We start from the raw sequence: 24,756 nt of genomic DNA on the forward strand, positions 1-24,756 counted from the left end.
GGAGCAAGCAACGGTGCCTGACCGGCGGGACAGGAGGGGCCGCGACCTCGAGCGCGCCAGCGCTCCGAAGACTCAGCTCAATTCAACTCCTCGAGGAGCCTTTTGGCCGCCTCCAGTTCGGCCTGCAGCTGGGCGACCTTGGCCTGCTGCGCGCCCCGCGCCGCTTCCAGGATCCCGGCCACGACTTCCTCGACCTCGGGGTGCAGGATCTTGGCGGCCTGGGCGACGGCGCCGCTGGTCACCGCCAAACCCTTCACACTGCGCTTCTTGCCGTTGACCACATCGACGGTCCATTCGCCGTCGGCGGAACCGGTCAGCGTGACGGTCACTTCGGGCGCCTTGGGCTTCCGCGCGGCAGGCGCCTTCGCCGGGCGCGGTGTCGCCGGCTTGGGCGCGGCGACGGCCTCGTCGGGCACTGGCGCGAGCGGCCGCGGCGCGGGGGGCGTCGGGGCCGTGCTCGGCAGGGTCGACGGCTGGGTCACAGTGGTGTCCTTTCGGTTGCTCGGCTCGGGCACGCTCTCCGGGCGGGTCCGCGGGGATCCGCCCGGCGCTACGGTAGTCGCGCGGGCCGGCTTGGTCAGCGTCACCTCGCTCGGTCCGAACGACAGCACATCTTTGGAACCGGTGGGCTTTACCTGCAGGAAGTCGCCGTCGGACGGATCGCCGAGCGCGACGACCTTGCCCGACTTGCCCTCGGCGACACCGACGGCGGCGGCGGTGAACCACACCATCGGCGGTTTGCCTTCGGCCAGCTCGCCGGCGATGCGCGCGAGCTCGGCCTCGGACAGTACCTGCTTGGCTGATCGGCGGGATGCGGACTTGGTGCTGGGCGAGGACATCGTGGACTCCGGAAGGTTGGTGCGTTCTACAGCGTGGTGTGCTGGAGATGATGCCGCACCGCACCGACAGGTTCGCAAGTCGTACCACCATCACGGCCCGAAAACCCGTCCGGTGAACGGGCATCCGGGCCGTCCGACGATCAGCCTCTGGTCGCGTTTCCGCGGGTGGTCGGCCGGATGTTCGCCCGCACCGCGGCGACATCGGGGTACCCGTTGACCGCCATCAGCAGATCGGCCTCGGCGGCGTAGCTGCGCAGCAGGTGCACCAGTCCGCGCACCCCGCCCAGCGCAAGGCCGTACACATACGGCCTGCCGAGACCGACCATGGTCGCGCCGAGACCCAGCGCCTTCACCACGTCGGCGCCGGAGCGGACACCGGAGTCGAACAGCACCGGCACCCGGTCGTCACAGGCGGCGGCGACCGCGGGCAGTGTCTCCAGCGCGCTGAGGCCGCCGTTGGCCTGGCGGCCACCGTGATTGGAGCAGTAGATGCCGTCGGCGCCGAAGTCGATCGCCTTGCGCGCGTCCTCGGGGTGCGAGATGCCCTTGAGGATGAGCGGCAGGTCGGTGATCGAGCGGAGCCAGGTCAGATCGTCCCAGGTCAGCGAGTTACCGAAGGTCGAGATCCAGTGCAGGACAATCATCTTCGGGTCGTCGGAGCCGACCATCGCCTGGAACACCGGGTCGCTGGTGTAGTTCTTCAGCACGTGACCGCGCAGCTGCGGGAAGTTGCCCGACGCCAGGTCGCGGGGCCGCCAGCCGGGGACCCAGGTGTCGAGGGTGACGGTGATGCCCGCGTAGCCGGCCGCCTCGGCCCGATGGACCAGGCTCTCCGCCAGCTCCCGGTTCTTCGGCGTGTACAGCTGGAAGAACGACGGCGTGTCACCGGCGTGCGGGCGCACGTCCTCGAGCGGATCCTCCATCAGCGTCGAGAACATCGCGGGCACACCGGTTTTCGCCGACGCCTGCGCGACCGCGATGTCACCGTGGCCGTTCTCGCCGACGAGGCCGATGACGCCGACGGGCGCCAGGAACAGCGGGCTGGCGAAGGTCTGCCCGAAGGCGGTGACGGTGAGGTCGCGCTCGGTCGCGCCGACCAGCATCCGCGGCACCAGACCCCAGTCGGCGAACGCCTCGGCATTGCGGCGCTGGGTGAGCTCGTCGCCCGCGCCACCGGCGATGTAGTTCAGCAGGGAATCGGGCAGCGCGGCGGTCGCTTTGCGCTCGAGCGTCGCGTAATCCATGGGGAACTCGGGCTGGATTCCGCCGAGTGCGGCCAGGTAGATCTCGTTCTGATAGTCGGCGAACTGACTCATCGCTGAACTTTCGCATGCGAGCCGTGGTTCACAAACCGCAGGGGGGATGTAAGGTGCGTCATACTCGTAAGTAGACAGCAGCGAACCAGCAGCGCGTTCCGAGATTGTGAGTGCCCCTGTCGTGACCCTCGTCGAACACTCGGCCGCGGCCGCACCCGCCGACCCGGACGTTCTCCTCGCTCAGCGCTTCACCAGCGCGGCCATCCGCTACCTCACCCTCCTCGCCTGCGGTCTGTCGCAGGATTCGATGGACCTGCTCACCTCGGTCACCGACCGACTACGCGCGGCCGAGGGCGCGCTACGCGATCCGCTCACCAGCGACCTCGGCTTCGACTGACCCCTCATCGACGTCGCGCCGTCAGTGCGGCCAGGTCGGCCAGCCGATGGGCGCGGGCGATCTCGGCGGGCGTGAACGGTTCGCCGGGACGCACGAAACCCCAGCGGCATTCGTCGCCCTCGATTTCCAGCAGCGTGCCTTCGCCGACGTCCCCCGCCTCGGGCGTGCCAGGGGCCAGGTAGCGCGCACCGAGCAGTTCGGCCACGGCCAAGGGCAATTCGTCCGGATCGGCCACGATGCGAGCGGCGATCGCGAGCGCTTTGGTCTGGCCGTCGATCAGCGACAGCACCGTGGCAGGCCACACCCGCACCTCTGATCCGCCGGCCTGCACCACGGCCGCGGTGAGGGTGTGCGCGCTGACCTCGGCGGGCGCTGCGACGACCACTTCGTCCAGGACCGCGTCCTCCAGTTGATGCACATGCACCGTCAGGATATTGGCGTCGCGATGCGCCAGGTGTTTGGCCAGTGTCTCCAGCGTGCCCGGCCGGTCCGCCAGCCTGACCCTGATCCGCCACAGCGCCTGCGCCTGGTCGATCCGATCGCGATGCCGCAGTTCCGGGCCGTGCAGCCAGCCGCCGAGCATGCGCATCGCCGACGGTTCGACCACCCAGATCACCAGGATCGTGGTGGTGATCGTCAGCAGCGCGACGGTCAGCAGATACGGCGGGTGCAGGTGGATCACCAGCGCGTGCAGCGCCAGTTCCACCGGGAACACCGCCGCCAGTTTGGCCAGCGCCAGCCGGGTGCGGCGGGGATGCGGCAGGCGGCCGCACACCTCGCAGGCCAGGACACCGGGTCGCACCGCTTTTTGCCACATGCGGGTCAGCGTCACCCGGGCGCGTGTCGATCACCGCAGTGGCGCGTAACAGCGGCGTGACAGCCTTCGCGAAATGCGTTGACCTGCAGCGCTATTCCCGGTGATGCCCGCCACTCGCCGTGCTCCGCTGTGACCGTGGGCACCACCGTGAAGCCATAGCCATCGGCAACGGTTGCGACTCGGCTCACCACAAATGATTGACAAAGCCACACAAATGGGCATAAAACAACATGAGTACACATTCTGACGAGCCGGAGGAAACCATGTACGCCGAGGAACGGCAGCAGGCGATCGCGACCGTGATCGGGCATCGCGGGCGGGTCTCCGTCGCCGAACTGGCCGACCAGTACGGCGTCACCACCGAGACCGTGCGGCGCGACCTCGCGGTGCTCGACCGGCTCGGCCTGATCCGGCGCGTGCACGGCGGCGCGGTCGTCTCCGGCGCGCTGACCACGATCGAACTGGGCACCGTCGAACGCGACAGCACGCGCGCCGCCGAGAAGGACCGCATCGCCGAACTCGCCCAGCGGTTCCTGCCCGGCTCCGGTGGCAGCGTGCTGTTCGACGCGGGCACGACCACCTCGCGGGTGGCCGCGGCGCTGCCGACCGATCTGGACCTCGTCGCCGTCACCAACTCGCTGCCCATCGCCACCCGGCTCACCGGATTCGCCGGCGTGCGGTTGCATCTGCTCGGCGGACGCGTGCGCGGGGTCACCCAGGCCGCCGTCGGCGCCGAGACGCTGCGGCTGCTCGGCGAACTGCGCGTCGACGTCGCCTTCGTCGGCACGAACGCGCTGACCGTGCGGCACGGCCTGTCCACGCCCGATCCGGAGGAGGCCGCGGTGAAGCGCGCGATGATCGCCGCCGCCGACCGGGTTGTCGTGGTCGCCGACGCGGGCAAGGTCGGCCGCGAGGATTTCGTCCGATTCGGCAGCATCGGCGACATCGATGTCCTGGTCACCGATACCGATATCCCGGCCACCGCGCACGCGGAGCTGGTCGGCGCGGGGATCGAGGTGGTGCTCGCATGATCGTCACGCTGACCGCGAACCCGAGTGTCGACCGGACGGTCACCCTCACCGAGCCGTTGCGGCGCGGGCAGGTGCATCGCGCCGCGGGCGTCACGTCGCATCCCGGTGGGAAGGGCGTCAATGTGGCGCGGGTTGCCGCCGCGGGCGGTGCGCCGGTCGTGGCGGTACTTCCCGGCGCCGAGGACGATCCCGTCGTGCACGGGCTGCGCTCGGCAGGCATCGGATTTCGCGCGGTGCCGGTGGCGGGTGGGCCGCGAGTCAACCTGACGATCGCCGAATCCGACGGCACCACAACCAAGATCAACGAACCGGGGCGCCCGCTGTCCGGGCGCGAGCTGGCCGAGCTGACGGCCGTGCTCGTCGAACTGGCCGCCGAGGCCGAGTGGATCGTGCTGTCCGGCTCGCTGCCGCCCGGCGTGCCGGTCGACTGGTACGCACAGCTCGTCGCCACCTTGTCCCCGCTCCGCGCGTCGAACGGAGCCCGCCGCACCCGCATCGCGGTCGACACCTCCGATGCTCCCCTGCTGGCCCTGTTCACCGAATCCCTCGGCGCCACACCCGACCTCGTCAAGCCCAACTCCGACGAGCTCGCCCAGCTGACCGGCCTGGATCCGGTGGATCTCGAAGACCCCACCGCCGCCGCCGCGGCCGCTTCGCTCCTGATCGACCGCGGTGCCGGTGCGGTGCTGGCCACCCTCGGCGCGGCGGGCGCGGTCCTGGTCACCGCCGAGGACGCCTGGTTCGCCGCCGCACCGCCGATCGTGCCGCGCAGCACCGTCGGCGCGGGCGACTCCGCCCTGGCCGGGTACCTGCTCGCCGACCTGGCCGGCTCCGCACCGGCCGACCGGCTCCGCACCGCCGTCGCCTACGGGAGCGCGGCCACCGCCCTGCCCGGCACCGAACTGCCGGGACCAGCGAACGTCGCGTTCGAGGCGGTCACGGCCGGATCGTTCCGGACGGCGTCCGACCGACCACCGGCCCCGGCATGAGCGCCCCCACAGCCCCGCTGCCCCGCCCCTGACCCTGATCCACCCTCACTCGCGAAAGACACCACGATGGCCGATTCGATCATCACCACCGACCTGATCACCCTCGACGCCGATCTCGGCGCCGACAAGGACGCGGTAATCACCACCCTCGCGGGCACCCTCGCCGCGGCGGGCCGCGCAAGCGACGCCGACGCGGTGAGCCGGGCAGCGCTGGACCGGGAAGCACAGTCGGCCACCGGTCTCCCCGGCGGCATCGCGATCCCGCACTGCCGGGTGGCGGCCGTCACCACCGCGTCCCTGGCCTTCGCCCGGCTGTCGCCCGAAGTCGACTTCGGCGCACCGGACGGCCCCGCTGACCTGGTGTTCCTGATCGCCGCGCCGGAAGGAGCAGGCGCCGAGCACATGAAGCTGTTGTCCTCGCTTGCCCGTGCGCTCGTGCGACCGGCTTTCGTCGCCGATCTACGGTCGGCATCCACACCGGCGGAAGTGGTAGGTCTCGTCGAGGGTGTGATCAATCCGCCGCCCGCCACTGCCGGGACTGCAGTCGGCGCGTCGGCAACGGGTTCATCGGCGGCCACTGCGGGCGCGGCAGCCGCCGGGGCAGGAGCAGCCGGAGCGTCGGCGGGCCGCGGCGACACGAGCGACGGTGCCGGTACCGCTGCTGCCGCCGCGACGGCCACAAACGCTGCCGGTGATGCTGACGGCACCGAAACTGCGGGCGGCGCCGGTGCTACCCCAGTCGGCGCGGACGAAGCCGGACGCGACGCAACAGCTTCCGCTGGGCCTGCCGCCGAGACAGGCCACGCCGCAACAGCGTTGGCGGCGACCGCTTCCGCTGAGCACGGATCCGCGGACGAGGTGGCTTCCGGCGCGCGGCCGAAGATCGTCGCTGTCACCGCCTGTCCGACCGGCATCGCACACACCTATATGGCCGCCGACTCCTTGGTCGCCGCGGGCGAGCGGGCCGGTGTCGACGTGGCCGTGGAGACCCAGGGCTCCAGTGGCGGTGACAAGCTCGACCCCGCCACCATTGCCGCCGCCGACGCGGTCATCTTCGCCACCGATGTAGGTGTGCAGGATCGCGGCAGGTTCGCGGGCAAGCCGGTCGTCGAATCCGGCGTCAAGCGCGCCATCAACGAACCGGACACGATGATCGCGGAGGCTGTCACGGCGAGCGCCACCCCGGGCGCCGCCACCGTCGGCGGCGCAGCACCCGCACCGTCACAGGCAGCAGCCAAGGGGATCGGCTGGGGCACGCGCCTGCGGCAGATCCTGCTCACCGGTGTCAGCTACATGATCCCGTTCGTCGCCGCGGGTGGTCTGCTGATCGCGCTGAGCTTCCTGCTCGGCGGCTACGAGATCTCCGACAGCGCGAAGGACATCGTGCTGAACAACTCGATCACCGATCTGCCCGACGGCGGCCTGGCCACCTATTTCGGCGCGGTGCTGTTCCAGATCGGCTCGCTCGCGTTCAGTTTCCTGGTTCCCGCGCTGGCTGGCTATATCGCCTTCGCGATCGCCGACCGGCCCGGTCTGGCGCCAGGGTTCACCGCGGGCGCCATCGCGGTATTCGTCGGCGCCGGATTCCTCGGCGGTCTCGTCGGCGGTCTGGTCGCCGGTTTCGCCGCGCTGTGGGTCGGCAAGCTGCCGGTGCCGACGTGGGCGCGCGGGCTGATGCCGGTGGTGGTCATTCCGCTGCTGGCGTCACTGATCGTCGGCGTCGCGATGTTCGTGTTGCTCGGTAAGCCGCTCGCCGCCGTCACGAGCGGGCTCACCGACTGGCTCAACGGCCTGTCCGGCACCTCGGCGATCGCGCTCGGTGTCATCCTGGGCGTGATGATGTGCTTCGACCTCGGCGGGCCCGTCAACAAGGCCGCCTATTCCTTCGCCGCCGTCGGCCTGTCGGTGACCGACACCGCGACGCTGCGGATCATGGCCGCGGTGATGGCCGCCGGCATGGTGCCGCCGCTGGCGATGGCGCTGTCGACCACCCTGCGCCCGCGCCTCTACACCGAGGCCGAGCGCGAGAACGGCAAGGCAGCCTGGCTGCTGGGCGCCTCGTTCATCTCCGAGGGCGCGATCCCGTTCGCCGCGGCCGACCCGCTGCGGGTGCTGCCGTCGATGATGGTCGGCGGCGCGGTCACCGGCGGCCTGGTGATGGCCACCGGCGTGACCCTGAGCGCGCCACACGGCGGCATCTTCGTGTTCTTCGCGATCGGGCACCTCGCCTGGTTCGTGCTGTCGCTGCTGGCGGGCACCGTCGTCGCCGCGCTCTGCGTGACCCTCGCCAAGGAAATCACCCGCAAACCGTCCGTGTCCCCCGCCCTCGTTCCCGCGTAATCCATTCGCACACAAGGAGATATCCCATGGCCAGTACCACCGTCGTCGTCGGCTCCTCGATCGGCCTGCACGCCCGCCCCGCCGCCCTGATCGCCGAAGCGGTCGGCGCGGCCGGGGTCCCTGTCACCATCGCGCTCACCGGCGGCGACCCGGTGGACGCGGGCTCGGCCCTGATGATCATGACCCTCGGCGCGGCCCAGGGCGCCGAAGTAGTGATCAGCAGCGAGGACCAGCCCACGCTGGACAAGATCGCCGAAATGGTCGCCAGCGACCTCGACGCCTGAGTCCCCCGACCTGGACAACGCGAAAGGCCCGGAACCTGGTGGTTCCGGGCCTTTCGTTTGTAGCGGGGACAGGATTTGAACCTGCGACCTCTGGGTTATGAGCCCAGCGAGCTACCGAGCTGCTCCACCCCGCGTCGGTAAGAACAACCGTACACAGGGGCGGGAGGAGGCACCTAATCTGCTGATCAGAGGTGTTTTCAGGCCGGGGATGCGGCTGGATGCAGAGGTTCGGGCGCGGGGTCGGGGCGGGTGGTGGCCAAGTGGCGGGCAGCCAGCATGATTCCGAAGGCCGTGGCGAGCATGACGAGCAGGACAACGATCGACGTCCAGAACATGGTGTCGTAGAGGGCGATGTCGGCGCGGATGATCGCCCGGCGTGCGTAGGTCATCGGGGCGATGTCTTCGAAGGGACGGAACGCGGGCGGCGTCGTGCCCGAGGGGAATACGCCGCCGAAGGTGAAGATCTGGAACATGTAGAAGGAGAAGGCGGCGATAGAGCCGGAGACCCGGCCGAACAGGACGATGAACGCCTGGGTGGTCACCGCGGCCACCCCGCCGACCAAGGCGATCACGACCGCCATGACGGGCCAGTGCTGCGGGGACCAGCCGGCCGAACTGCCATAAGCGGCCGCCAGCGCGGCCAGAACGATGACCCCGGCCGCGCCGACCGCGGAGCCGCGCAGCAGCGGGGCGGCGGCGCGGCGCCACGGGGTGCGGCCGGTCGCGGGACCACGCCACGGGCGCAACAACATCCAGAGCACGATGGCGGCCAGGAAGGCGGCCATCACCACCAGGACCGGGCCCGCGCCGCGGGAGATCTCCTTCTGGCTGCGGTCGCCACCGCGCACCACCTGGCTCGGTTCCTGATTGCGGATATCCATGGTGACCGGCTGGGCGATCACGTCGGCCGAGGCGGCGGGGTCGGTGATATGGGGTGCAACCGCCGCGCCGTCGCGCAGGCCGGTTTCGAGTTGGGTTGCGCCGTCATCCAATTGGGTGACGCCCGCGCGAAGTTCATGGCCGCCGTCGGACAGCTGGCGCAGGCCGGTGGACAGCTCGGTCGCGCCGGTGCCCAATTGACCCGCACCGTCCCGCAATTGGGTCGCGCCATCGGCCAGGGCGAGAACGCCTGCGCGGTACTCGGCGTTGGGGTCGGTGAGCTGGCGCGCCAATTCCTCGGTGCCGTCGCGCAATTGGGTGAGCTGGCCGACCAGGGAGTCGGGATCGCCGGGGTTGCCCTGTCCGATCAGGTCCTTCAGCTGGGTGATGGCGTCGGCCAGTGCCGGATCGGCGTTCTTGCTCAGCTCGTCGAGCAGCGGGTTCAGCTGGGTCGAGAACTGTCCGGCGGGCTGGAGGGCGTCCAGCAGCGGCGTGATGATCTGGTCCACGCCGTCGCGGATCTGCGTCGCGCCTGTGCCGAGTTGATCGGTGCCGGTGACCAGTTCGTGCGCGCCGTCGGCGAGTTGCACGGTTCCGGTGTGGAGTTCGCCGGCGCCCGCGACCAGTTGCGTCGCGCCGGTGGCGGCCTCGTCGAGTCCGGTCGAGAGCTGTCCGGAGCCGTCGGCTAGTTGCGCGGTGCCCTGCGCCAGCTGGGTCGCGCCGCGCGTGGCGTCGCCGATTCCGGAGCCGAGGCTGTTGACACCGATCAGGATCTGGGAGGCGTAGCCGCGGCCGATCGTTGCCGCGATCTGGTTCTGCGCGTCCGCGACGACACTATTGGCGACGGCGGGGCCGAGCGTGCCGTTGAAGTCGTTGTAGTACACCGCGATTCGAGCGCGCTGGGGCACCGGGTCGGTCACGCTCAGCACGCTGCGGGTGAAATCCGCGGGGATGACTACCGAGAAGGCGTACCGGCTCTCCCGCAGACCCCGCACCGCTTCGTCGCTGCCGACCCGATGGAACTGCAGCTCACCACCCGACACCAGGGTGTCGAGGATCTCGGTGCCCATGTTCTGAGCCTTGCCGTCGGAGATGCCGCCGACATCGTCGCTGGCGACGGCGACGGGAATCTGCTTCAGATACAGCTCCGGGTCCCACATGATCCACATGTAGACGGCGGAGACCAGGGTCGGCACCACCAGGAATAGGACGATCAGGACTCGTGCCGGTGTCGATGCCCCGCGCGTTCGGAGCATGCCGCCGATGCGAGCGCGGATGGATGTCGATCTGTCTGCCACGGCGAACCCCGATACTGCTCTGCTGATTTCGGGACTCAAGCTACCTGGTCATGTGTCCAGCAGGTGTGAACTCGGTGAAACACCTTCCCGGCTCACCGGATCGCGTCGACCACCAGCGCGGTCGTATTGTCGGTGCCGCCGCGCCCCAGCGCCGCCCCGACCAGCCCCTCGGCAACCTGGCCCACCGAGGAACCCTGCGCCAGGATCGATTTGATGACCGGCATGCCCAGTTGCTTGCCCACCCCGTCGCTACACAACAGCAGCCGCCCCGCACTCGAACCGGTGGCGGTGCACCCGATATCGCCGGGACGCACGGTGCGCACCGACGTGGTCACCAGATGACGCATACCCGGCAGCGGATCGTGCCCGCGCACCCGCAAGTACTCGGCCACCGTGTGATCGGTGGTCACGCGGTGCAGCACCCGGCCGTTCCAGCGGTAGGCCCGGCAGTCACCGACCCACGCGATATCGCACGGAGCGTCCAGCCGGCCCTCGCTCGGGAGCACCGCGACCACCAGCACGGTGTCGGCGGAGGACTCGGATAGCTCGGCCAGCAAGCCGCGCTGCGCCGCCAGGATCGCGGCCCGCGCCCCCTCCGCCACCGCGGCGCGGGCCGCGATCGAGGCCGCCAATCGCGCCGCGCGAGCGGCCGCGAGATGGTCTCCGACCCCGTCGGCGACCACGAAGGCGCTCCGCCCGCGCCCCACGTCGGTGAAGGTGGCGAAGGCGTCGGCATTGACCGTCCGCCGCCCCGGCCTGCTCCTCCCGGCCCCGGCCACCCGGCCGAGCAGCGCCCGAGCCTCGGCATCGTCGGGCCGATCGTCTCCCACTTCGATGGCTTCGGTGTGCACGACCCGACCTCCTGGGACTCGGCCTCACGGGGTGCTGTCGACCAGCACACTCCATTCAACGGACGAAACCCCAACACCGCTCCCGAATCGTCTGTGGGCTTGCTGAGGAATCAGGCCGACTCCCGGATCGTTCACCGCCTCGCCTGACGTCCCGATCCAGCCCGAGCACGATGCGTGCGACGCCCCGCAGGACGGGCTGGATCGAGCCGCTGCTGCCCGTGTCCGCGGCGCTTCACCCCAACGCTCGCGCCGGGCAGGCGTTCGCCGATCTGATCGCGGCGGCCCTGTGATGCGATAGCCCGCAGCGCAAAAGTGGCCCGGAACCATCTGGTTCCGGGCCACTTCTTAGTAGCGGGGACAGGATTTGAACCTGCGACCTCTGGGTTATGAGCCCAGCGAGCTACCGAGCTGCTCCACCCCGCGTCGGTGAATACAACATTACACACGGGTTAGCGTGGATGCCAAATCGTGCGGTCAGTGGCGGTTTTCGGGGTGCGGGACGCGATCTTCGACAGTCGGCCGAGGTGCGGGGAAGCCCGAGATGTGACGGGCGTCATCGAATGACAGCCTTCACCCCACCTCAGCCGCGAGTCGCCACAATCCAGTGACCGGAGTCACTATTTCGGCGTGATCTCGCGCACATAACGGTGCAATAACAGACTGACCGGAATCTATGTATTCCCCAGCGCTATGCAGCGTAAACACTGAAAAGACATCTGTTTCATTCACAGAATTGTCCCGTTATCAAGATGTGATCGTCATGGATTTCTTGGTTAGCGTCTCCCCCATGACTGAGACCCGGAAATTCCGCACCCGTGCCCTTGGCGTCGCCGCCATCACCGGCGCCCTGGTTGCCGTTCCGTTCAGCCTGGCCACCGGCACCGCCTCCGCCGCGAACCACAACTGGGACGGCGTCGCCCAGTGCGAGAGCGGCGGCAACTGGGGTATCAACACCGGCAACGGCTACTACGGTGGCCTGCAGTTCTCGCAGAGCACCTGGGCTGCCAACGGCGGCCAGGGTTCGGCGCACAACGCCAGCAAGGAAGAGCAGATCCGCGTCGCGGAGAACGTGCTCGCCAGCCAGGGCGTCGGCGCATGGCCGCATTGCGGTCAGTACCTGAAGGCCGGCGTCTCGGAGCCCGAGCCCGCCGTGGTCGAGGAGCCCGCCGTCGACCTGCCGGTCGAACTGCCCGCCGAGGCCAGGACCGACATCCAGGTCGCCGTCGACCAGGCCACGGCCGCGGGCAAGGCCCTGGCCGACCAGTACGGCGTCGCGGGTCAGTACCAGGGCCTGCTCGACGCCAACGCCCCGCTGATCGCCTCGATCGGCGGCTGATCCACCGTTCCCCCTGCACAAGAAAGGCCCCGCCATCAGGCGGGGCCTTTCTTGCTGTTCCGAACGACTACCGGCCGCCCGCGTCCTGGTACGCCTTCACCGCGGCGTCCAGTTCCTCGAGCGCCTTACCGAAATCGGTGAAGTTGCCCGTCCGCATCGCCGTGCGCACCGCCTCGATCTTGCGGCTGAGCTCGGCGGCCGCGGCCTCCTGGCCGGTGGACCCCGGCGGTGTCGTCGTTCCCGGCGGCGGGGTCGTACCATTCGCCGGCGGCGTGGTGCCCTGCTCGACCGGTGGCGTCACACCCGGTTTCGGCTTCAGCGCCGGGTCACCACCGAACGGCGTCGCCAGCGAGCCCGCGCCCGGCATGACCTGGTTGAGCGCCTCGGCCAGCGTCGCCGCGTAGCCGACCTTCACGCTGCCCGCCTCGTCGCGATAGCTGACCAGCACGCGCAGCAGCTGCGGGAACGTCGACGAACCGGTATTGCGTTCGTTGTAGAACGGCTCGACATAGAGGATGCCGCCGTCGGCCACCGGCAGGGTGAGCAGATTGCCGTAGCGGATCTTGTTCGAGTTCGACAGCAGCGTCTTCTCCCGTGACACCGCGTCAGCGGTGGTCATCGAGTTCTGGGTCTGCTGCGGGCCCTGGGTCTGCGAGTCGGTCGGCAACTGCAACACGGTGAACTTGCCGTAGTTCTCCGGGTCCGAACGCACCGCGATGTAGGCCGACAGGAACTCGCGGTTGTAGCCGACCATCGCCGAGGTCAGGCTGAAGACCGGCTTGTTGGTCTTCGGGTCGCCCAGCAGCACGTAGTACGGCGGCTGGTTGAACGTGCCGCCCTCGATCGTCGGATCATTGGGCACCGACCAGAACGCGTTGTTGGTGAAGAACTCACGCGGATTGTCCACGTGGTACTTGGTCAGCATGTCGCGCTGGACCTTGAACAGGTCCTCGGGGTAGCGGAAGTGCGAGCGCAGTTCCGGGGAGATCTCGCTCTCCGGCTGCACCGCGTCCGGGAACACCCCGCGCCAGGCCTTGAGCACCGGGTCGGTGGAGTCGGTCTCGTACAGGGTGACGGTGCCGTCGTAGGCGTCGACGGTCGCCTTCACCGAGTTACGGATGTAGCTGACCTCCTTGCGCGGGATCACCCGGCCGGTCTTCTTGTCGATGCTGTCCTCGACCGCGCCGTCGAGCGAGGTCGACTGGGCGTAGGGGTACTTGTCGAGGGTGGTGTAGGCGTCGACGATCCAGACGATGCGCTCGTCGACGACCGCCGGGTAGGCGTTGCCGTCGGTGGTCAGCCACGGCGCGACCTTCTGCACGCGCTCGCGCGGACCGCGGTTGTACAGGATCTTGGACTCGTCGCTGATCGCCGAGGAGAACAGGATGTTGCGCTCGGCGTACTTGGCCGCGAAGGCCAGCCGGTTGAACCAGTTGCCGATCGGCACGCCGCCGCTGCCCTCGTAGGTGTAGGAGGCCTGGTCGGAGTCGTACTCGCGCGGCGCCTGGCCGTCGGTGGCACCGACGATGGCGTAGTCGGGATCGGACTGGGCGATCAGCTCGCCGTAGTAGATGCGCGGCTGGTCGACCTTGATCTGCTGGTCGTCGATCTTGGTGAACAGGTCGCTCACCATGAACAGCGGATAGCCGGAGTCGCTGCCGCCCGCCGCACTCTGCGCGTCGGACTGCGGCTTGTTCACCCGGTTGGCCGGCGCGGCGACGAAGCCGTTGCCGTGGGTGTAGACGGTGTGCTGGTTGATCCAGTCCTTCTGGTTGCCCGAGAGGGCTTCCGGATGCAGCTCACGCGCGGCGACGATGTAGTCCTGCATGTCGCCGTTGAGGGTGTAGCGGTCGATGTCGAGCGACTCGGGGAAGCCGTAGAAGTTCTTCAGCTGCTTGAGCTGGGTGAACGTCGGCGAGAGGATGTTCGGGTCGAGCAGGCGGGCGTTGCCGATGGTCGCCGCGTCGGCGGGCACCTCCAGCGGGTTCTTCTTGCTCTCGCCCTTGTAGTCCTGATACTCGACCTTGTCGTCGGTGATCCCGTACGCCTGGCGCGTGGCCAAGATGTTGCGCTCGATGTACGGGCTCTCCTTGTCGGCCGCGTTCGGGCGCACCGAGAACTGCTCGACCACCATCGGCCACACCGCGCCGACCAGGATCGACGAGAGCACCAGCAGCGCGGCGGCCATCGCGGGCACCCGCAGATCGCGCAGCACGATGCCGGCGAAGAACGCGATCGCGCAGATCACCGCGATCGAGAGCAGGATCAGCTTGGCGGGCAGCACCGCGTTGATATCGGTGAACGACGGGCCGCCGAACGTCGGCTCCTTGCGGGTGCTCGACAGCAGGTCGTAGCGGTCGAACCAGTACGCGATGGCCTTGAGCAGCACGAAGATTCCGGCGAGCACGGCGAGCTGCACGCGCGCGGCCCTGGTCAGCGTGCCCTCGCGCCCGGCCAGGCGCAGGCCGCCGAACACGTAGTGGGTCACCAGGTTCGCGAAGAACGCGATCACCACGGCGACGAACAGCCAGTTCAGCACCATCCGGTAGAACGGCAGGTCGAAGGCGTAGAACCCGACGTCGAGATGGAACTGCGGGTCCTGCTGACCGAAGTCACCGCCGTGCAGGAACATCTGCACGGTCGCCCAATTCGACTGCGCCACCAGGCCCGACAGCAGACCGAGCAGCACCGGGATGCCGACGCCGAACAGCTTCAGCTTGCTCATCACGGTGGTGCGATAGCGCGCGATCGGGTCGTTGGGACCGGCGACCGGCACGAACACCGGCCGCGACCGGTAGGCCAGCAGCAGCGCGCCCCACACGACGAGGCCGACGAACAGCGCGACCACGGCGAACAGGACGAGCCGCGTCACCAGCACGCCCAGGTAGACACTGCGATAGCCGACCTCGCCGAACCACAACCAGTTGGTGTAGGCGTCGGTGAGGCGGGGCCCGAGCAGCAACAGCGCCGCGAGGACGACTGCTGTCACCAGCAGCACTCGGCTGCGTCGGGACAACGAAGGTAAGCCGGTGGGGGGCCGCATGCCCACGGTGCCACTCTCCAGGGTCCGGCGGTGCCCGGCGCCGGTGATCGGCGCAGACACCGCAGTCCGATGTTGCGGTTGGTCCGTTACCGGACCGTTGGCGCCCACTCTACGGAAATCGGACACCGTGCAGGCGCCTGGGCCGAAAATGATTGGATGGGCGGGTGACCGATGACCAGCACGCCGAAGCCGTCCTCGCCCGTTGTGTGCGCGAGGTCGTCGAGTTCGCCGACGCCGAGGGCTGGGGAAACCCGCCGCAGATGTTCGCGTTGGTGCCGACCGCCGACCTGGTCGCCGCCGAACCCGACCTCGAGGATCAGCTCGACGACGGCAGCGAGCTCACCCCGATCGCGCAGGAAGCCTTCCCCGACGACATCACCGGCGGCTCGATGGCACTCGACGAATTCCTCGCCACCACCACCTGGCCGCCCGCCGTCGAGGGCTGCGTGCTTGTCCAGGAGATCGTGGTGCTGCCGCCGGACGCCGAGAGCGATCTCGACGAGGCGCTCGTCCCGCTGCTCGCCGACGACGACGCCGCCGATGCGGCCGGTCGCGCCGCCGCGCACGCCCATCCGGGCAGGCGCGACGCGCGGCTCATCGCCGGGGTCCTGCGTCAGGGCACGTCACTGTGCCTGCTGCAGATCCGGCCCGAGGACGACGACGGCTTCGGCGATCTCGACCTGCGCACCTACCCGAACCTGGCGCCGGGACTGGTCGAGGCGCTGCACCACACGCTGGAGTGATCAGCCGCAGCTGACGGCCTCGCGGCCCGCGTCGATATCGGCCAGCGAGGTCACCGCGCTGTCGAGGGTGTCGACCTTCACCAGCCGCAGGCCCTCCGGCGCGCGCTGGCGGGCCTCGTTGCAGTTGTCGGCGGGGACGAGGAACGTCTCGGCGCCTGCCTCGCGCGCGGCGATCATCTTGTACTGGATGCCACCGATCGGGCCGACCTTGCCTTCCTGATCGATGGTGCCGGTGCCCGCGACGAACCGGCCGCCGTTGAGCTCACCGGGCGAGAGCTTGTCGATCAGCGCCAGGCTGAACATCAGTCCCGCCGACGGGCCGCCGATGTCGGCGAGGTTGAACTCGACCTGCAGCGGCGGGCGGCCGCCCTCACCGGGCGTGATGCCGAGATAGCCCTTCGACGCGTCGTCGGGGCGGGCGGCGAGGGTGATCGGCGTGGTCTGCTCGGCGTCGCCACGCCGGTAGACGACGGTGATCGTGGTGCCGGGGCCCTTGGTGCCGACGATGTCGATCACGTCCTTGGGGGCGGTGATCGGGATGCCGTCGATGCTGAGCAGCTCGTCGCCCACCTGCAGCACGTCCTTGGCCGGGCCCTCCTCGCCGAATCCGCGCACCAGCACCACCGTCGGCATGTTCAGGAAGTGCAGCGCCGCGACCTCGGCATTGCTTTCGGAATCCTTGAACTCCTGCTGATTGGACTTGTCGACCTCTTCGCGCGGGACCCCCGGCGGGTACACCTCGGCGCGCGGAACCAGGCCGTGCTCACCGCTGGCCCAGAACCCGAACGCCTCGAACAGGTTGAGCCCGTCGCGCACCGACACCGTCGTCATGTTGAGCTGCCCGCTCGTCGGATCCAGCGGCGCGCCCGTGACGTCGACCACCTGCTTTCCGTCGACCTTGCCGAGGGTGTCGAAGGTCGGGCCGGGGCCGAGCGCGACGAACGGCACGGTGACCACGCTGCCGACCACTCCGAGCACGAGCACGGGTACCAGGGCCACGATCAGGGTGAGGATCCGACGATTCACTCCGACCACAGTAGTGATCACCCGCCGTGACCGACGGTAGTGGCACGCTTTTGCCGTGCGCGCTGCTCGCCCGATTTCGCGATGCGCGAACACCGTGGGCCCAGGGGCCCCGCGTAACGTAAGAGGTATGAGCGATCTCCCCTTCGGCTTCTCGAACCGCGACGACGACGAGTCCGGCAAGCGTCGCGACGAGGCGAACGGTCCCGGCGGAAGCGATCCGTTCGGGTTCGGGGCGGCGGGCGCGGGCGGCTTCGACCCGTCGCAGCTGGGTCAGATGCTGACCCAGCTCGGACAGATGCTCAGCGGCATGGGCCAGGCGACGGGACCTGGCGGCGCGCAGTCCGGCCCGGTCAACTACGACGTGGCCAAGCGACTGGCCCGCCAGCAGCTCGGCGCCTCCGTCGCGCCGATCGCGGCGAAGACGACCTCCGCGGTGGCCGACGCGGCACACCTGGCCGAGCTGTGGCTCGACGGCGCCACCATGCTGCCCGCCGGCGCGTCGAAGACGGTCGCCTGGACGGCCAACGACTGGATCGAAGAGACCCTGCCCACCTGGAAGCGCCTGTGCGATCCGGTGGCCGAGCAGATCTCGGGCATGTGGACCGCGCAGCTGCCGGAGGAGGCCAAGCAGTTCGCCGGGCCGATGGTCGGCATGCTCGGCCAGATGGGCGGGCTGGCGTTCGGTTCCCAGCTCGGTCAGGCACTGGGCCAGCTGGCCAAGGAGGTGCTGACCTCCACCGATATCGGTCTGCCGCTCGGCCCGGCCGGTACCGCGGCGCTGCTGCCGACCGCGATCTCGGCGTTCAGCGCGGGGCTCGAGCAGCCCGAGAGCGAGATCATGGTGTTCCTCGCGGCCAGGGAGGCCGCCCACCAGCGGCTGTTCGCGCACGTGCCGTGGCTGCGTCAGCAGGTGCTCGGCGCGGTCGAGGGCTACGCGCGCGGCATCAAGATGGACTTCTCCTCGCTGGAGGAAGCCGCCCAGAACATCGACCCGATGTCGCTGAGCGACCCGTCCAAGCTCGAGGAACTGCTCGCCCAGGGCACGTTCGAACCGCAGACCACCCCCGAGCAGAAGCAGGCGCTCGAGCGCCTGGAGACCCTGCTCGCGTTGATCGAGGGCTGGGTCGACGTGGTCGTCACCGACGCCGTCGGTGAGCGGTTGCCTGGCGCAGGCGCGCTGTCGGAGACGCTGCGCCGCCGTCGCGCCAGCGGCGGGCCCGCCGAGCAGACCTTCGCCACCCTGGTCGGTCTGGAACTGCGCCCGCGCAAGGTCCGCGAGGCGTCGGCGCTGTGGCGCCGGCTGACCACCGACGCGGGCATGGAGCGCCGCGACGGTGTGTGGGCGCACCCCGACCTGCTGCCCGATTCCAGCGATCTGGACTCGCCCGCCGGCTTCATCGACTCGGTGATCGGCGGCGGCACCGGCGCTTTCGACGACCCGCTGGCCCAGCTCGCCGAGACCGAGGCGCGGGAACGCGACGAGGCCGAGCGCGGCAATTCCGATCCCGGCACCGACCCGGACGCCGGCACCGACCGTCCCTGATCCGCACCGCGACCACGGTCCGCGAAAAATCTGCGGATCGTGGTGGCGCGACACGGTTCCGCACCGAAGACGCGTCCGAAAACCCCGCGCCGACCGGCGAAACACGAATTGTCCACAGTCCGGAATCACGACCGCGACACGCCGAAAGCCTGTGGATAACCAGGCTTTCGGCACACCGCGTGCCGTGACCGGATGCCGATACTCGGGACATGACGACCACGACGCCACTGCGCGGACCGATGCTCCACCCCAGAGTCACCACGCTGGTCCGCCCGTCGGGCACGGTGCAACTGGGCTGGGATCCCGAGCGCGCCCTGCTGCTCGAGACCACCGAACTCGACACCGGCACGGTGCTCGCGTTCCTGCGACTGCTCGACGGATTGCAGTCGCGGCCACAGATCATCTGGCGCGCAGGGGAATTCGGGATCACGCCCGACCGCACCATCGCCCTGCTCGCCGCGATCGAGCGGGCCGGACTGCTGCTGCAACCCGAACGCAAACAGGGCCGCATCCGCGCCGTCACCGTGCACGGACTCGGCCCGCTCTCCGATGCCGTGGCGATCGGATTGCGGCGCATGGGTTTTCGTCCCGTGCGGTCGCGGGAGTACCGGCCCGACGCCGTGATCGGGGCAGGAAGCGATCTGGTGGTACTCACCGACGCCCTGATGGTCGATCCCCGCCTGTCGGTGGACCTGGTGCTGCGCCGGATACCGCACCTGCAGGTACGGGTGCGCGACGGCGTCGGCGTTGTCGGCCCGCTCGTGCTGCCCGGCGAGACCAGCTGCCTGCGCTGCGCCGACCTGACCCGCACCGGATTCGACGCCGATTGGCCGCATCTGGCCGCGCAGCTGCTCGGCCGCACCGGGCACGCCTCCCCCGCCGGCATCGCGGCGACGACCGCGCTGGCCATGGGCGAGCTGGAGGCGATCGTCGCGTGCTCGCCGCGACGACGGCCAGGCACCCTCGACGCCACCGTCGAATTGGATCTGGACACCCATGAGGTGCAGCGACGGCCCTGGCTGCCGCACCCGGACTGCGGGTGCAGGACCGTCGCCGCCACCGGATCGGGCACGGGCCGATGAGGACCCACACCGGCTGGTGTGAGCATTCCCATGGCACACCGCGGGCAAGTTCGGCCATGATGGGTAGCGTGTCCGAGATCGTGCGCCGCAGTTCCAGCCGCAATGCCAAGTTGGCCAAGATACCGCTCGGCATTGCCGGACGAGCCGCCGTCGGGTTCGGCAAGAAGCTCGTCGGTGGTGACAAGCAGCAGATCAACGCGACACTGAACCAGAAGGCCGCCGAGCAGTTGTTCACCGTGCTCGGTGAGCTCAAGGGCGGCGCGATGAAGTTCGGGCAGGCGCTCAGTGTGATGGAGGCCGCCGTCCCGGAGGAGTTCGGCGAGCACTACCGCGAGGCGCTCACCAAACTGCAGGCCGCCGCCCCGCCGATGCCGGCCGAGACCGTCCACCGGGTGCTCGACCAGCAGCTCGGCACCAAATGGCGCGACCGTTTCCAGTCCTTCGACGACACCCCGGCCGCCTCGGCCAGCATCGGCCAGGTTCATCGGGCCGTGTGGTCGGACGGGCGGCCCGTCGCGGTGAAGGTGCAGTACCCCGGCGCCGACGAGGCCCTGCGCGCCGATCTGAAGACCCTGTCGCGGATGACCGGGCTGCTCTCGTCGGTGATTCCCGGCGCCGATGTGAAGCCGCTGCTTGCCGAGATCACCGAGCGCACCGAGGAAGAACTCGACTACCGCACCGAGGCCGCCAACCAGCGCCGCTTCGCCGCCGCGTTCGAGGGGCATCCACAGATCGTGGTCCCGCGGGTGGTGGCGGGAGCGCCGAAGGTCATCGTCACCGAATGGCTCGACGGCACGCCGGTCTCGGCGCTCATCGCGGCGGGCGCGGCCGATCCGGAAGGCACACGGGCACAGCGCAATCGGATCGCCGAGCTGATGGGCACCTTCCACTTCTCCTCACCCGAACTGGCAGGCCTGCTGCACGGCGACCCGCACCCCGGTAATTTCCTCGTACTGGCCGACGGCAGGCTGGCGGTGCTCGACTTCGGCGCCTGCGCGCCGATGCCCGACGGCTTTCCCGAGATCCTCGGCCGGATGCTCGCCCTCGCTGTCGCCGAGGACCACGCCGCGCTCACCGAGCTGCTCTACGAGCACGGCTGGGTGATCCCCGGCCGCACGGTCACCCACGAGGAGATCGAGGCGTACCTGCGCCCGTTCAGCGACCCGATCCGCACCGACACCTTCCACTTCACCCGCGCCTGGCTGCAGCGCGCCGCGGGCAAGGCCTCGGAGTTCTCCAGCCCCGAGATGAAAACCGCACGCGCACTGCAACTCCCGGCCGAGTATCTGATGATCTTCCGGGTCCTCGGTGGCTCGGTCGGCATCCTGGCCCAGCTCGACGCCGAACTCGGCTTCATGAACTTGGTCCGCACCTGGGTTCCCGGCTTCCGGGCCGAACGCGCGTCGTAGTCCGGCCCCCAACGCAAAACGAACCGCTCACCAGGACTCGGTGAGCGGTTCGCTTGCGGTACAACCCCATTCCGGGGTTCATGCCGGGATCGCGACCTTGCGCGGGCGGCCGCGCGGGCGCTTGCGGGCGATCACGACACCCTGGTCGAAGATCTCACCGCCCCACACACCCCACGGCTCGGCGCGGTCGATGGCCGCGGTGAGGCAGCCCTTGCGGATCGGGCAGGACGCGCACAGTTGCTTGGCCTGCTCGAGGTCGTTCGGGCTCTCGGCGAACCACAGATCAGGGTTTCCGGCCCGGCAGGGCAGGGACGCCACGGTTCGGCATGTCACGTCAGTAGTGGCCTGCGGCCAGTCCTGGGCGGTGAACACGTCGTTCTCCTTCAGCTCGTTTGCAGCGGTTGTTCGTTCGGTGTGCGAACCCGGTGCCAACGGCTGAGGAGCCGAATGAAAAAGGCCACGGATTTCGCTTCTCGCGATCCGTGGCCAGGAGGTCTGGGAGGAGTTCCCTACCTAGTTCGACATCTCTGTCGAGACCTGAGCACGGTCGCTGGGTGGACACGGAGGCGGATTGCGCCGGCGAATTCGGGTGCGTATCCGAAATCGACGGCCGGTGCTGCCGGGGCCTCGATGGCCGTCGGCTGCCAACCCACGCTGGGCTTGTCCTGGAGACGAATCGGGGTGTGCTGATGAACGACAGTCATCGGCACAGCGGTGATATCGACGCCGGACAGACCGGTCCCCTGCAGAGCGAGGACCCCCCGGGAGGCCGACACCATGTATGCGTTCACCAGGACGCGATTGCCCATCGCGTCGAACGTGGTGTTGCTGTTCATCTGACTGCCTCCCTCCTGAACTCGTGTGCTGATTAGAAACTCGCGCCGAAGTCACCCTCGGTGCGTGTTCTCCACCATAGGCAATGATCGAGAACCGAACAACCTATTTTCTACCTGCGGTTTTGTGTCGTAGCCCGCATCCGTGAGGCGACGATCGCGAGCACGTCGGCGCCGTACTGTTCGATCTTCTTCGCGCCGATACCCGCGATCGACGCCAGTGCCGCGTCGTCGGCGGGCAGCTGCTCGGCGATAGCGGTGAGCGTGGTGTCGGTGAAGACGACGAAGTCGCGCACCCGCAGGACCTCGGCCTTCTCCGCCCGCCATTCCCGCAGCGCCTCGAGTAGCTGCGGGTCGAGCTCGGCCGGGCAGCGACGGCACCGGCCGAGCATGGTGGCGTAGGTGCCGATCAGCGGCTTCGCGCAGACCCGGCACAGCGGGCGCTTGCCGTCGGCGTCCTTCGGGCCGGTCGCGGTCGCGGCGATTCGCGACGCCGGCGAGTCGTCGGGCACCAGCCCGTTGAGGAACCGCGACCGCCTGCGCACCCGTCTGCCGCCCTCGGCGCGGGCCAGCGCCCAGGACACGGCGAGATGCTCGCGCGCCCTGGTGACGCCGACGTAGAGCAGCCTGCGTTCCTCTTCCAGCGCCGCCTGATCGGACGGACTGCCGTCGTCACCGAGAACGTGCTGGATCGGCAGGGTGCCGTCGGCGACACCGACCAGGAACACGGCATCCCACTCCAGGCCCTTGGCGGCGTGCAGCGAGGCCAGGGTGACGCCGTCGACGGTCGGCGGATGCTTGGCCTCGGCACGGGTCGCGAGTTCGCGCAGCAGCCCGGTGAGGTCGATCTCCTCGTCGTGGCCGACCAGCTCCTCGGTGAGCTGCACCAGTGCCAGCAACGAGGACCAGCGTTCCTTGGCCTGCGCGCCGGCAGGCTCCTCGGCGGTGAGCCCGACCGGGGCGAGCGCGGCCCGGACCAGCGTGATCAGTTCCGCGCCGCTGCGCGCCTCGTCGGGCAGGTCGTCGCGGGCGTCGGTCTGACGCAGCGCCTGCACCGCCTGGCGCACTTCCTGCCGCTGGAAGAACCCTTCGCCACCGCGCACCTGGAACGGGATGTCGCGGGCGTTGAGTGCCTGTTCGAACGGTTCGGACTGGGCGTTGATCCGGTAGAGCACGGCGATCTCGGCGGCCGGTGTGCCCGCGGCGATCAGCTTCTTGATCCGGCCCGCCACGGCCGCGGCCTCGGCGGGCACGTCGGGGTATTCGGCGAACTCGGGTTCCGGCCCGTCGGGGCGCTGTCCGATCAGCGCGAGCCTGGTCCCGGCGATGCGGCCGCGGGCCGCGCCGATCACCCGGTTGGCCAGCGACACCACCTGCGGGGTCGACCGGTAGTCGCGTTCGAGCCGGATGACGGTGGCGTCGGGAAAGCGGCGGGAGAAGTCGAGCAGGTAGTTCGGGGTGGCGCCGGTGAAGGAGTAGATGGTCTGGTTGGCGTCGCCGACGACGGTGAGATCGTCGCGTTCGCCCAGCCACGCGTCGAGTACCCGCTGCTGCAGCGGGGTGACGTCCTGGTACTCGTCGACGACGAAGCTGCGATAGCGGCCGCGGAACTCGTCGGCGACGGCCGGATAGTCCTCGAGCGCGGCCGCGGTGTGCAGCAGCAGATCGTCGAAGTCGAGCAGCAGGCCGTCGGCGGAGGTCTTCATCGACTCGTAGCCCGCGTAGACCTGGGCGACCCTGGTGACCTCGACCGGCGCGTCGCGGTGGTGCCGTCCCGCGGCGGCGGGGTAGTCCTCGGGCGCGATCAGCGACGCCTTGGCCCATTCGATCTCACTGAGCAGGTCGCGGATCAGTTCGGTGGACGTGCCTAGCCCGGCACGGTGCGCGGCCTGGGAGACCACCGGGAACTTGCTGTCGAGCAACCGCCACGGCACGTCACCGACGACCTGCGGCCAGAAGTACCGCAGCTGCCGCAGCGCCGCCGCGTGGAAGGTGCGGGCCTGGACCTGCCCTGCCTCGCCACCGAGCCCCATCGTGCGCAGCCGGTTGCGCATCTCCCCCGCCGCCCTGGCGGTGAACGTCACGGCGAGCACCTGGTCGGCCTTCACGTGTCCGCCCGCGATGAGGTGCGCGATCCGATGGGTGATGGTCCTGGTCTTGCCGGTGCCCGCGCCGGCGAGCACGCACACCGGTCCTCGCGGCGCCCGCACCGCGGCGGCCTGTTCCGGGTCGAGGGCGGTGAGATCGAGTGCTGGCACGGGCACCATCATGACAGCGCCCGCCGACAAGCGGACCCGATGGCCGCCGTACCTCGGATTACGGCGCGCCGGTGCCCGCACAGGGCGGCCCGGAACACCACGGGCTCCCGCGACGTTGCACATCCCGTGACTGACGCAACCACTGATCTGACGATGTACTCGACCACCTGGTGCGGCTACTGCCGTCGCCTCAAGACCCAGCTCGACGAGGCGGGCATCACCTACACGGTGATCGACATCGAGGACGACCCCGCTTCGGCCGAATTCGTCGGCAGCGTCAACAACGGCAACCACGTCGTCCCGACGATCAAGTTCCGCGACGGCTCGACCGCGACCAACCCGTCGCTGTCGCAGGTCAAGCAGGCCCTCGCCGCCCTGGCCTGAAACCCAACCACCACGACCCGACCTCGAGGAGGGTCCGCCGCGCAGCGGCGGTTCGCGGCCGTCCCGCCGGTCAGGTGCCGGTGCGTAGGCGACGAAGGAGCAAGCACCGGTACCTGAC

The 24,756-nt window shown here is 69.4% G+C and carries 21 protein-coding genes and 2 tRNA genes; 11 read left to right on the top strand and 12 right to left on the bottom strand.

The annotated features are described in order from the left end of the window. Positions 1–77: 77 nt before the first annotated feature. Together ACWF9G_RS33140 and ACWF9G_RS33145 are read right to left on the bottom strand one after the other, a co-directional pair. The gene (locus ACWF9G_RS33140; RefSeq protein WP_452520115.1) at positions 78–839 is read right to left on the bottom strand and encodes a DUF6319 family protein; all 762 of its coding nucleotides are present in this window, start codon (positions 837–839) and stop codon (positions 78–80) included. Between the two features lie 140 nt (positions 840–979). Next, complete coding sequence (locus ACWF9G_RS33145; protein WP_189026863.1) at positions 980–2,155, bottom strand: alpha-hydroxy-acid oxidizing protein; 1,176 nt, start codon at positions 2,153–2,155, stop codon at positions 980–982. Positions 2,156–2,276: 121 nt separating this feature from the next. Between ACWF9G_RS33145 and ACWF9G_RS33150 the strand changes: the two genes are divergently transcribed. Continuing rightward, positions 2,277–2,492 carry a hypothetical protein gene (locus tag ACWF9G_RS33150; protein ID WP_189026861.1) on the top strand — a complete coding sequence of 72 codons (216 nt, stop codon included), beginning with the start codon at positions 2,277–2,279 and terminating at the stop codon, positions 2,490–2,492. A gap of 4 nt (positions 2,493–2,496) precedes the next feature. Here the strand turns inward: ACWF9G_RS33150 and ACWF9G_RS33155 are convergent, their stop codons facing one another. Continuing rightward, positions 2,497–3,309, bottom strand: a complete 813-nt coding sequence (locus ACWF9G_RS33155) for an amino acid-binding protein (RefSeq protein WP_452520117.1) — start codon at positions 3,307–3,309, stop codon at positions 2,497–2,499. 263 nt (positions 3,310–3,572) lie between these two features. On the opposite strand from ACWF9G_RS33155, the gene ACWF9G_RS33160 reads away from it, so the two are divergent. The 4 genes from ACWF9G_RS33160 to ACWF9G_RS33175 all read left to right on the top strand — a co-directional run bounded on the left by ACWF9G_RS33160 (position 3,573) and on the right by ACWF9G_RS33175 (position 7,953). Then, a complete protein-coding gene (locus tag ACWF9G_RS33160; protein WP_379311294.1) occupies positions 3,573–4,340 on the top strand; it encodes a DeoR/GlpR family DNA-binding transcription regulator in 768 nt (255 codons plus the stop codon). Beyond that, positions 4,337–5,329 carry a 1-phosphofructokinase family hexose kinase gene (locus ACWF9G_RS33165; RefSeq protein ID WP_452520118.1) on the top strand — a complete coding sequence of 331 codons (993 nt, stop codon included), beginning with the start codon at positions 4,337–4,339 and terminating at the stop codon, positions 5,327–5,329. The genes ACWF9G_RS33160 and ACWF9G_RS33165 overlap by 4 nt, the downstream gene beginning before the upstream one ends. A gap of 66 nt (positions 5,330–5,395) precedes the next feature. Next, positions 5,396–7,669: a PTS fructose transporter subunit IIABC gene (locus ACWF9G_RS33170; RefSeq protein WP_452520120.1), complete on the top strand. Its 2,274-nt coding sequence runs from the start codon at positions 5,396–5,398 to the stop codon at positions 7,667–7,669. 26 nt (positions 7,670–7,695) lie between these two features. After that, positions 7,696–7,953, top strand: a complete 258-nt coding sequence (locus ACWF9G_RS33175; protein ID WP_452520121.1) for an HPr family phosphocarrier protein — start codon at positions 7,696–7,698, stop codon at positions 7,951–7,953. Between the two features lie 60 nt (positions 7,954–8,013). On the opposite strand, the gene ACWF9G_RS33180 is transcribed toward ACWF9G_RS33175, so the two are convergent. The 4 genes from ACWF9G_RS33180 to ACWF9G_RS33195 form a co-directional block, all read right to left on the bottom strand. Next, positions 8,014–8,087: transfer RNA gene (locus ACWF9G_RS33180), tRNA-Met, on the bottom strand. 63 nt (positions 8,088–8,150) lie between these two features. After that, entirely contained in the window at positions 8,151–10,088 is a 1,938-nt protein-coding gene (locus ACWF9G_RS33185) for a YhgE/Pip domain-containing protein (protein ID WP_452520124.1), read from the bottom strand. 134 nt (positions 10,089–10,222) lie between these two features. Beyond that, positions 10,223–10,981 carry a PP2C family protein-serine/threonine phosphatase gene (locus ACWF9G_RS33190; protein WP_452520125.1) on the bottom strand — a complete coding sequence of 253 codons (759 nt, stop codon included), beginning with the start codon at positions 10,979–10,981 and terminating at the stop codon, positions 10,223–10,225. Between the two features lie 349 nt (positions 10,982–11,330). Next, a tRNA-Met gene (locus tag ACWF9G_RS33195) sits at positions 11,331–11,404 on the bottom strand. Positions 11,405–11,768: 364 nt separating this feature from the next. On the opposite strand from ACWF9G_RS33195, the gene ACWF9G_RS33200 reads away from it, so the two are divergent. Next, on the top strand, positions 11,769–12,317 hold the full coding sequence (locus tag ACWF9G_RS33200) for a transglycosylase family protein (RefSeq protein ID WP_452520127.1): 549 nt from the start codon (positions 11,769–11,771) through the stop codon (positions 12,315–12,317). A 67-nt stretch (positions 12,318–12,384) separates the two neighbouring features. Here the strand turns inward: ACWF9G_RS33200 and ACWF9G_RS33205 are convergent, their stop codons facing one another. Then, positions 12,385–15,366, bottom strand: coding sequence for a UPF0182 family protein (locus ACWF9G_RS33205; RefSeq protein ID WP_452520128.1), 2,982 nt, complete (start codon positions 15,364–15,366; stop codon positions 12,385–12,387). A gap of 158 nt (positions 15,367–15,524) precedes the next feature. Here ACWF9G_RS33205 and ACWF9G_RS33210 point away from each other — a divergent pair, with 158 nt between their 5' ends. Beyond that, positions 15,525–16,103, top strand: a complete 579-nt coding sequence (locus tag ACWF9G_RS33210) for a PPA1309 family protein (protein WP_189026848.1) — start codon at positions 15,525–15,527, stop codon at positions 16,101–16,103. On the opposite strand, the gene ACWF9G_RS33215 is transcribed toward ACWF9G_RS33210, so the two are convergent. Further along, positions 16,104–17,129, bottom strand: coding sequence for a YlbL family protein (locus tag ACWF9G_RS33215; RefSeq protein ID WP_379311130.1), 1,026 nt, complete (start codon positions 17,127–17,129; stop codon positions 16,104–16,106). A gap of 127 nt (positions 17,130–17,256) precedes the next feature. Between ACWF9G_RS33215 and ACWF9G_RS33220 the strand changes: the two genes are divergently transcribed. The 3 genes from ACWF9G_RS33220 (at position 17,257) to ACWF9G_RS33230 (ending at position 21,163) form a co-directional block, all read left to right on the top strand. Continuing rightward, entirely contained in the window at positions 17,257–18,672 is a 1,416-nt protein-coding gene (locus ACWF9G_RS33220; protein ID WP_452520130.1) for a zinc-dependent metalloprotease, read from the top strand. Between the two features lie 209 nt (positions 18,673–18,881). Next, on the top strand, positions 18,882–19,754 hold the full coding sequence (locus tag ACWF9G_RS33225; RefSeq protein WP_452520132.1) for a TOMM precursor leader peptide-binding protein: 873 nt from the start codon (positions 18,882–18,884) through the stop codon (positions 19,752–19,754). A 59-nt stretch (positions 19,755–19,813) separates the two neighbouring features. Then, positions 19,814–21,163 (top strand): ABC1 kinase family protein, encoded by a 1,350-nt coding sequence (locus ACWF9G_RS33230; protein WP_379311133.1) that lies wholly within the window; start codon positions 19,814–19,816, stop codon positions 21,161–21,163. A gap of 78 nt (positions 21,164–21,241) precedes the next feature. Here ACWF9G_RS33230 and ACWF9G_RS33235 read toward each other — a convergent pair whose 3' ends face one another. The 3 genes from ACWF9G_RS33235 to ACWF9G_RS33245 all read right to left on the bottom strand — a co-directional run bounded on the left by ACWF9G_RS33235 (position 21,242) and on the right by ACWF9G_RS33245 (position 24,266). Continuing rightward, positions 21,242–21,496 carry a WhiB family transcriptional regulator gene (locus tag ACWF9G_RS33235; RefSeq protein WP_189027533.1) on the bottom strand — a complete coding sequence of 85 codons (255 nt, stop codon included), beginning with the start codon at positions 21,494–21,496 and terminating at the stop codon, positions 21,242–21,244. Between the two features lie 176 nt (positions 21,497–21,672). Then, positions 21,673–21,999 (bottom strand): hypothetical protein, encoded by a 327-nt coding sequence (locus ACWF9G_RS33240; RefSeq protein WP_379311134.1) that lies wholly within the window; start codon positions 21,997–21,999, stop codon positions 21,673–21,675. A gap of 110 nt (positions 22,000–22,109) precedes the next feature. Beyond that, on the bottom strand, positions 22,110–24,266 hold the full coding sequence (locus tag ACWF9G_RS33245; protein ID WP_452520134.1) for an ATP-dependent DNA helicase UvrD2: 2,157 nt from the start codon (positions 24,264–24,266) through the stop codon (positions 22,110–22,112). A 141-nt stretch (positions 24,267–24,407) separates the two neighbouring features. Here ACWF9G_RS33245 and ACWF9G_RS33250 point away from each other — a divergent pair, with 141 nt between their 5' ends. Then, positions 24,408–24,638 carry a mycoredoxin gene (locus tag ACWF9G_RS33250; RefSeq protein ID WP_189027531.1) on the top strand — a complete coding sequence of 77 codons (231 nt, stop codon included), beginning with the start codon at positions 24,408–24,410 and terminating at the stop codon, positions 24,636–24,638. Positions 24,639–24,756: the final 118 nt, after the last annotated feature.

Source organism: Nocardia sp. NPDC055029 (assembly GCF_053608525.1).

Coding starts and splice junctions, on each gene's coding strand:
- ACWF9G_RS33140 (WP_452520115.1), bottom strand. CDS start 839: ATGTCCTCGCCCAGCACCAAGTCCGCATCCCGCCGATCAGCCAAGCAG.
- ACWF9G_RS33145 (WP_189026863.1), bottom strand. CDS start 2,155: ATGAGTCAGTTCGCCGACTATCAGAACGAGATCTACCTGGCCGCACTC.
- ACWF9G_RS33155 (WP_452520117.1), bottom strand. CDS start 3,309: ATGTGGCAAAAAGCGGTGCGACCCGGTGTCCTGGCCTGCGAGGTGTGC.
- ACWF9G_RS33160 (WP_379311294.1), top strand. CDS start 3,573: ATGTACGCCGAGGAACGGCAGCAGGCGATCGCGACCGTGATCGGGCAT.
- ACWF9G_RS33165 (WP_452520118.1), top strand. CDS start 4,337: ATGATCGTCACGCTGACCGCGAACCCGAGTGTCGACCGGACGGTCACC.
- ACWF9G_RS33170 (WP_452520120.1), top strand. CDS start 5,396: ATGGCCGATTCGATCATCACCACCGACCTGATCACCCTCGACGCCGAT.
- ACWF9G_RS33175 (WP_452520121.1), top strand. CDS start 7,696: ATGGCCAGTACCACCGTCGTCGTCGGCTCCTCGATCGGCCTGCACGCC.
- ACWF9G_RS33185 (WP_452520124.1), bottom strand. CDS start 10,088: ATGCTCCGAACGCGCGGGGCATCGACACCGGCACGAGTCCTGATCGTC.
- ACWF9G_RS33200 (WP_452520127.1), top strand. CDS start 11,769: ATGACTGAGACCCGGAAATTCCGCACCCGTGCCCTTGGCGTCGCCGCC.
- ACWF9G_RS33220 (WP_452520130.1), top strand. CDS start 17,257: ATGAGCGATCTCCCCTTCGGCTTCTCGAACCGCGACGACGACGAGTCC.
- ACWF9G_RS33225 (WP_452520132.1), top strand. CDS start 18,882: ATGACGACCACGACGCCACTGCGCGGACCGATGCTCCACCCCAGAGTC.
- ACWF9G_RS33230 (WP_379311133.1), top strand. CDS start 19,814: ATGGGTAGCGTGTCCGAGATCGTGCGCCGCAGTTCCAGCCGCAATGCC.
- ACWF9G_RS33240 (WP_379311134.1), bottom strand. CDS start 21,999: ATGAACAGCAACACCACGTTCGACGCGATGGGCAATCGCGTCCTGGTG.
- ACWF9G_RS33245 (WP_452520134.1), bottom strand. CDS start 24,266: ATGATGGTGCCCGTGCCAGCACTCGATCTCACCGCCCTCGACCCGGAA.
- ACWF9G_RS33250 (WP_189027531.1), top strand. CDS start 24,408: ATGTACTCGACCACCTGGTGCGGCTACTGCCGTCGCCTCAAGACCCAG.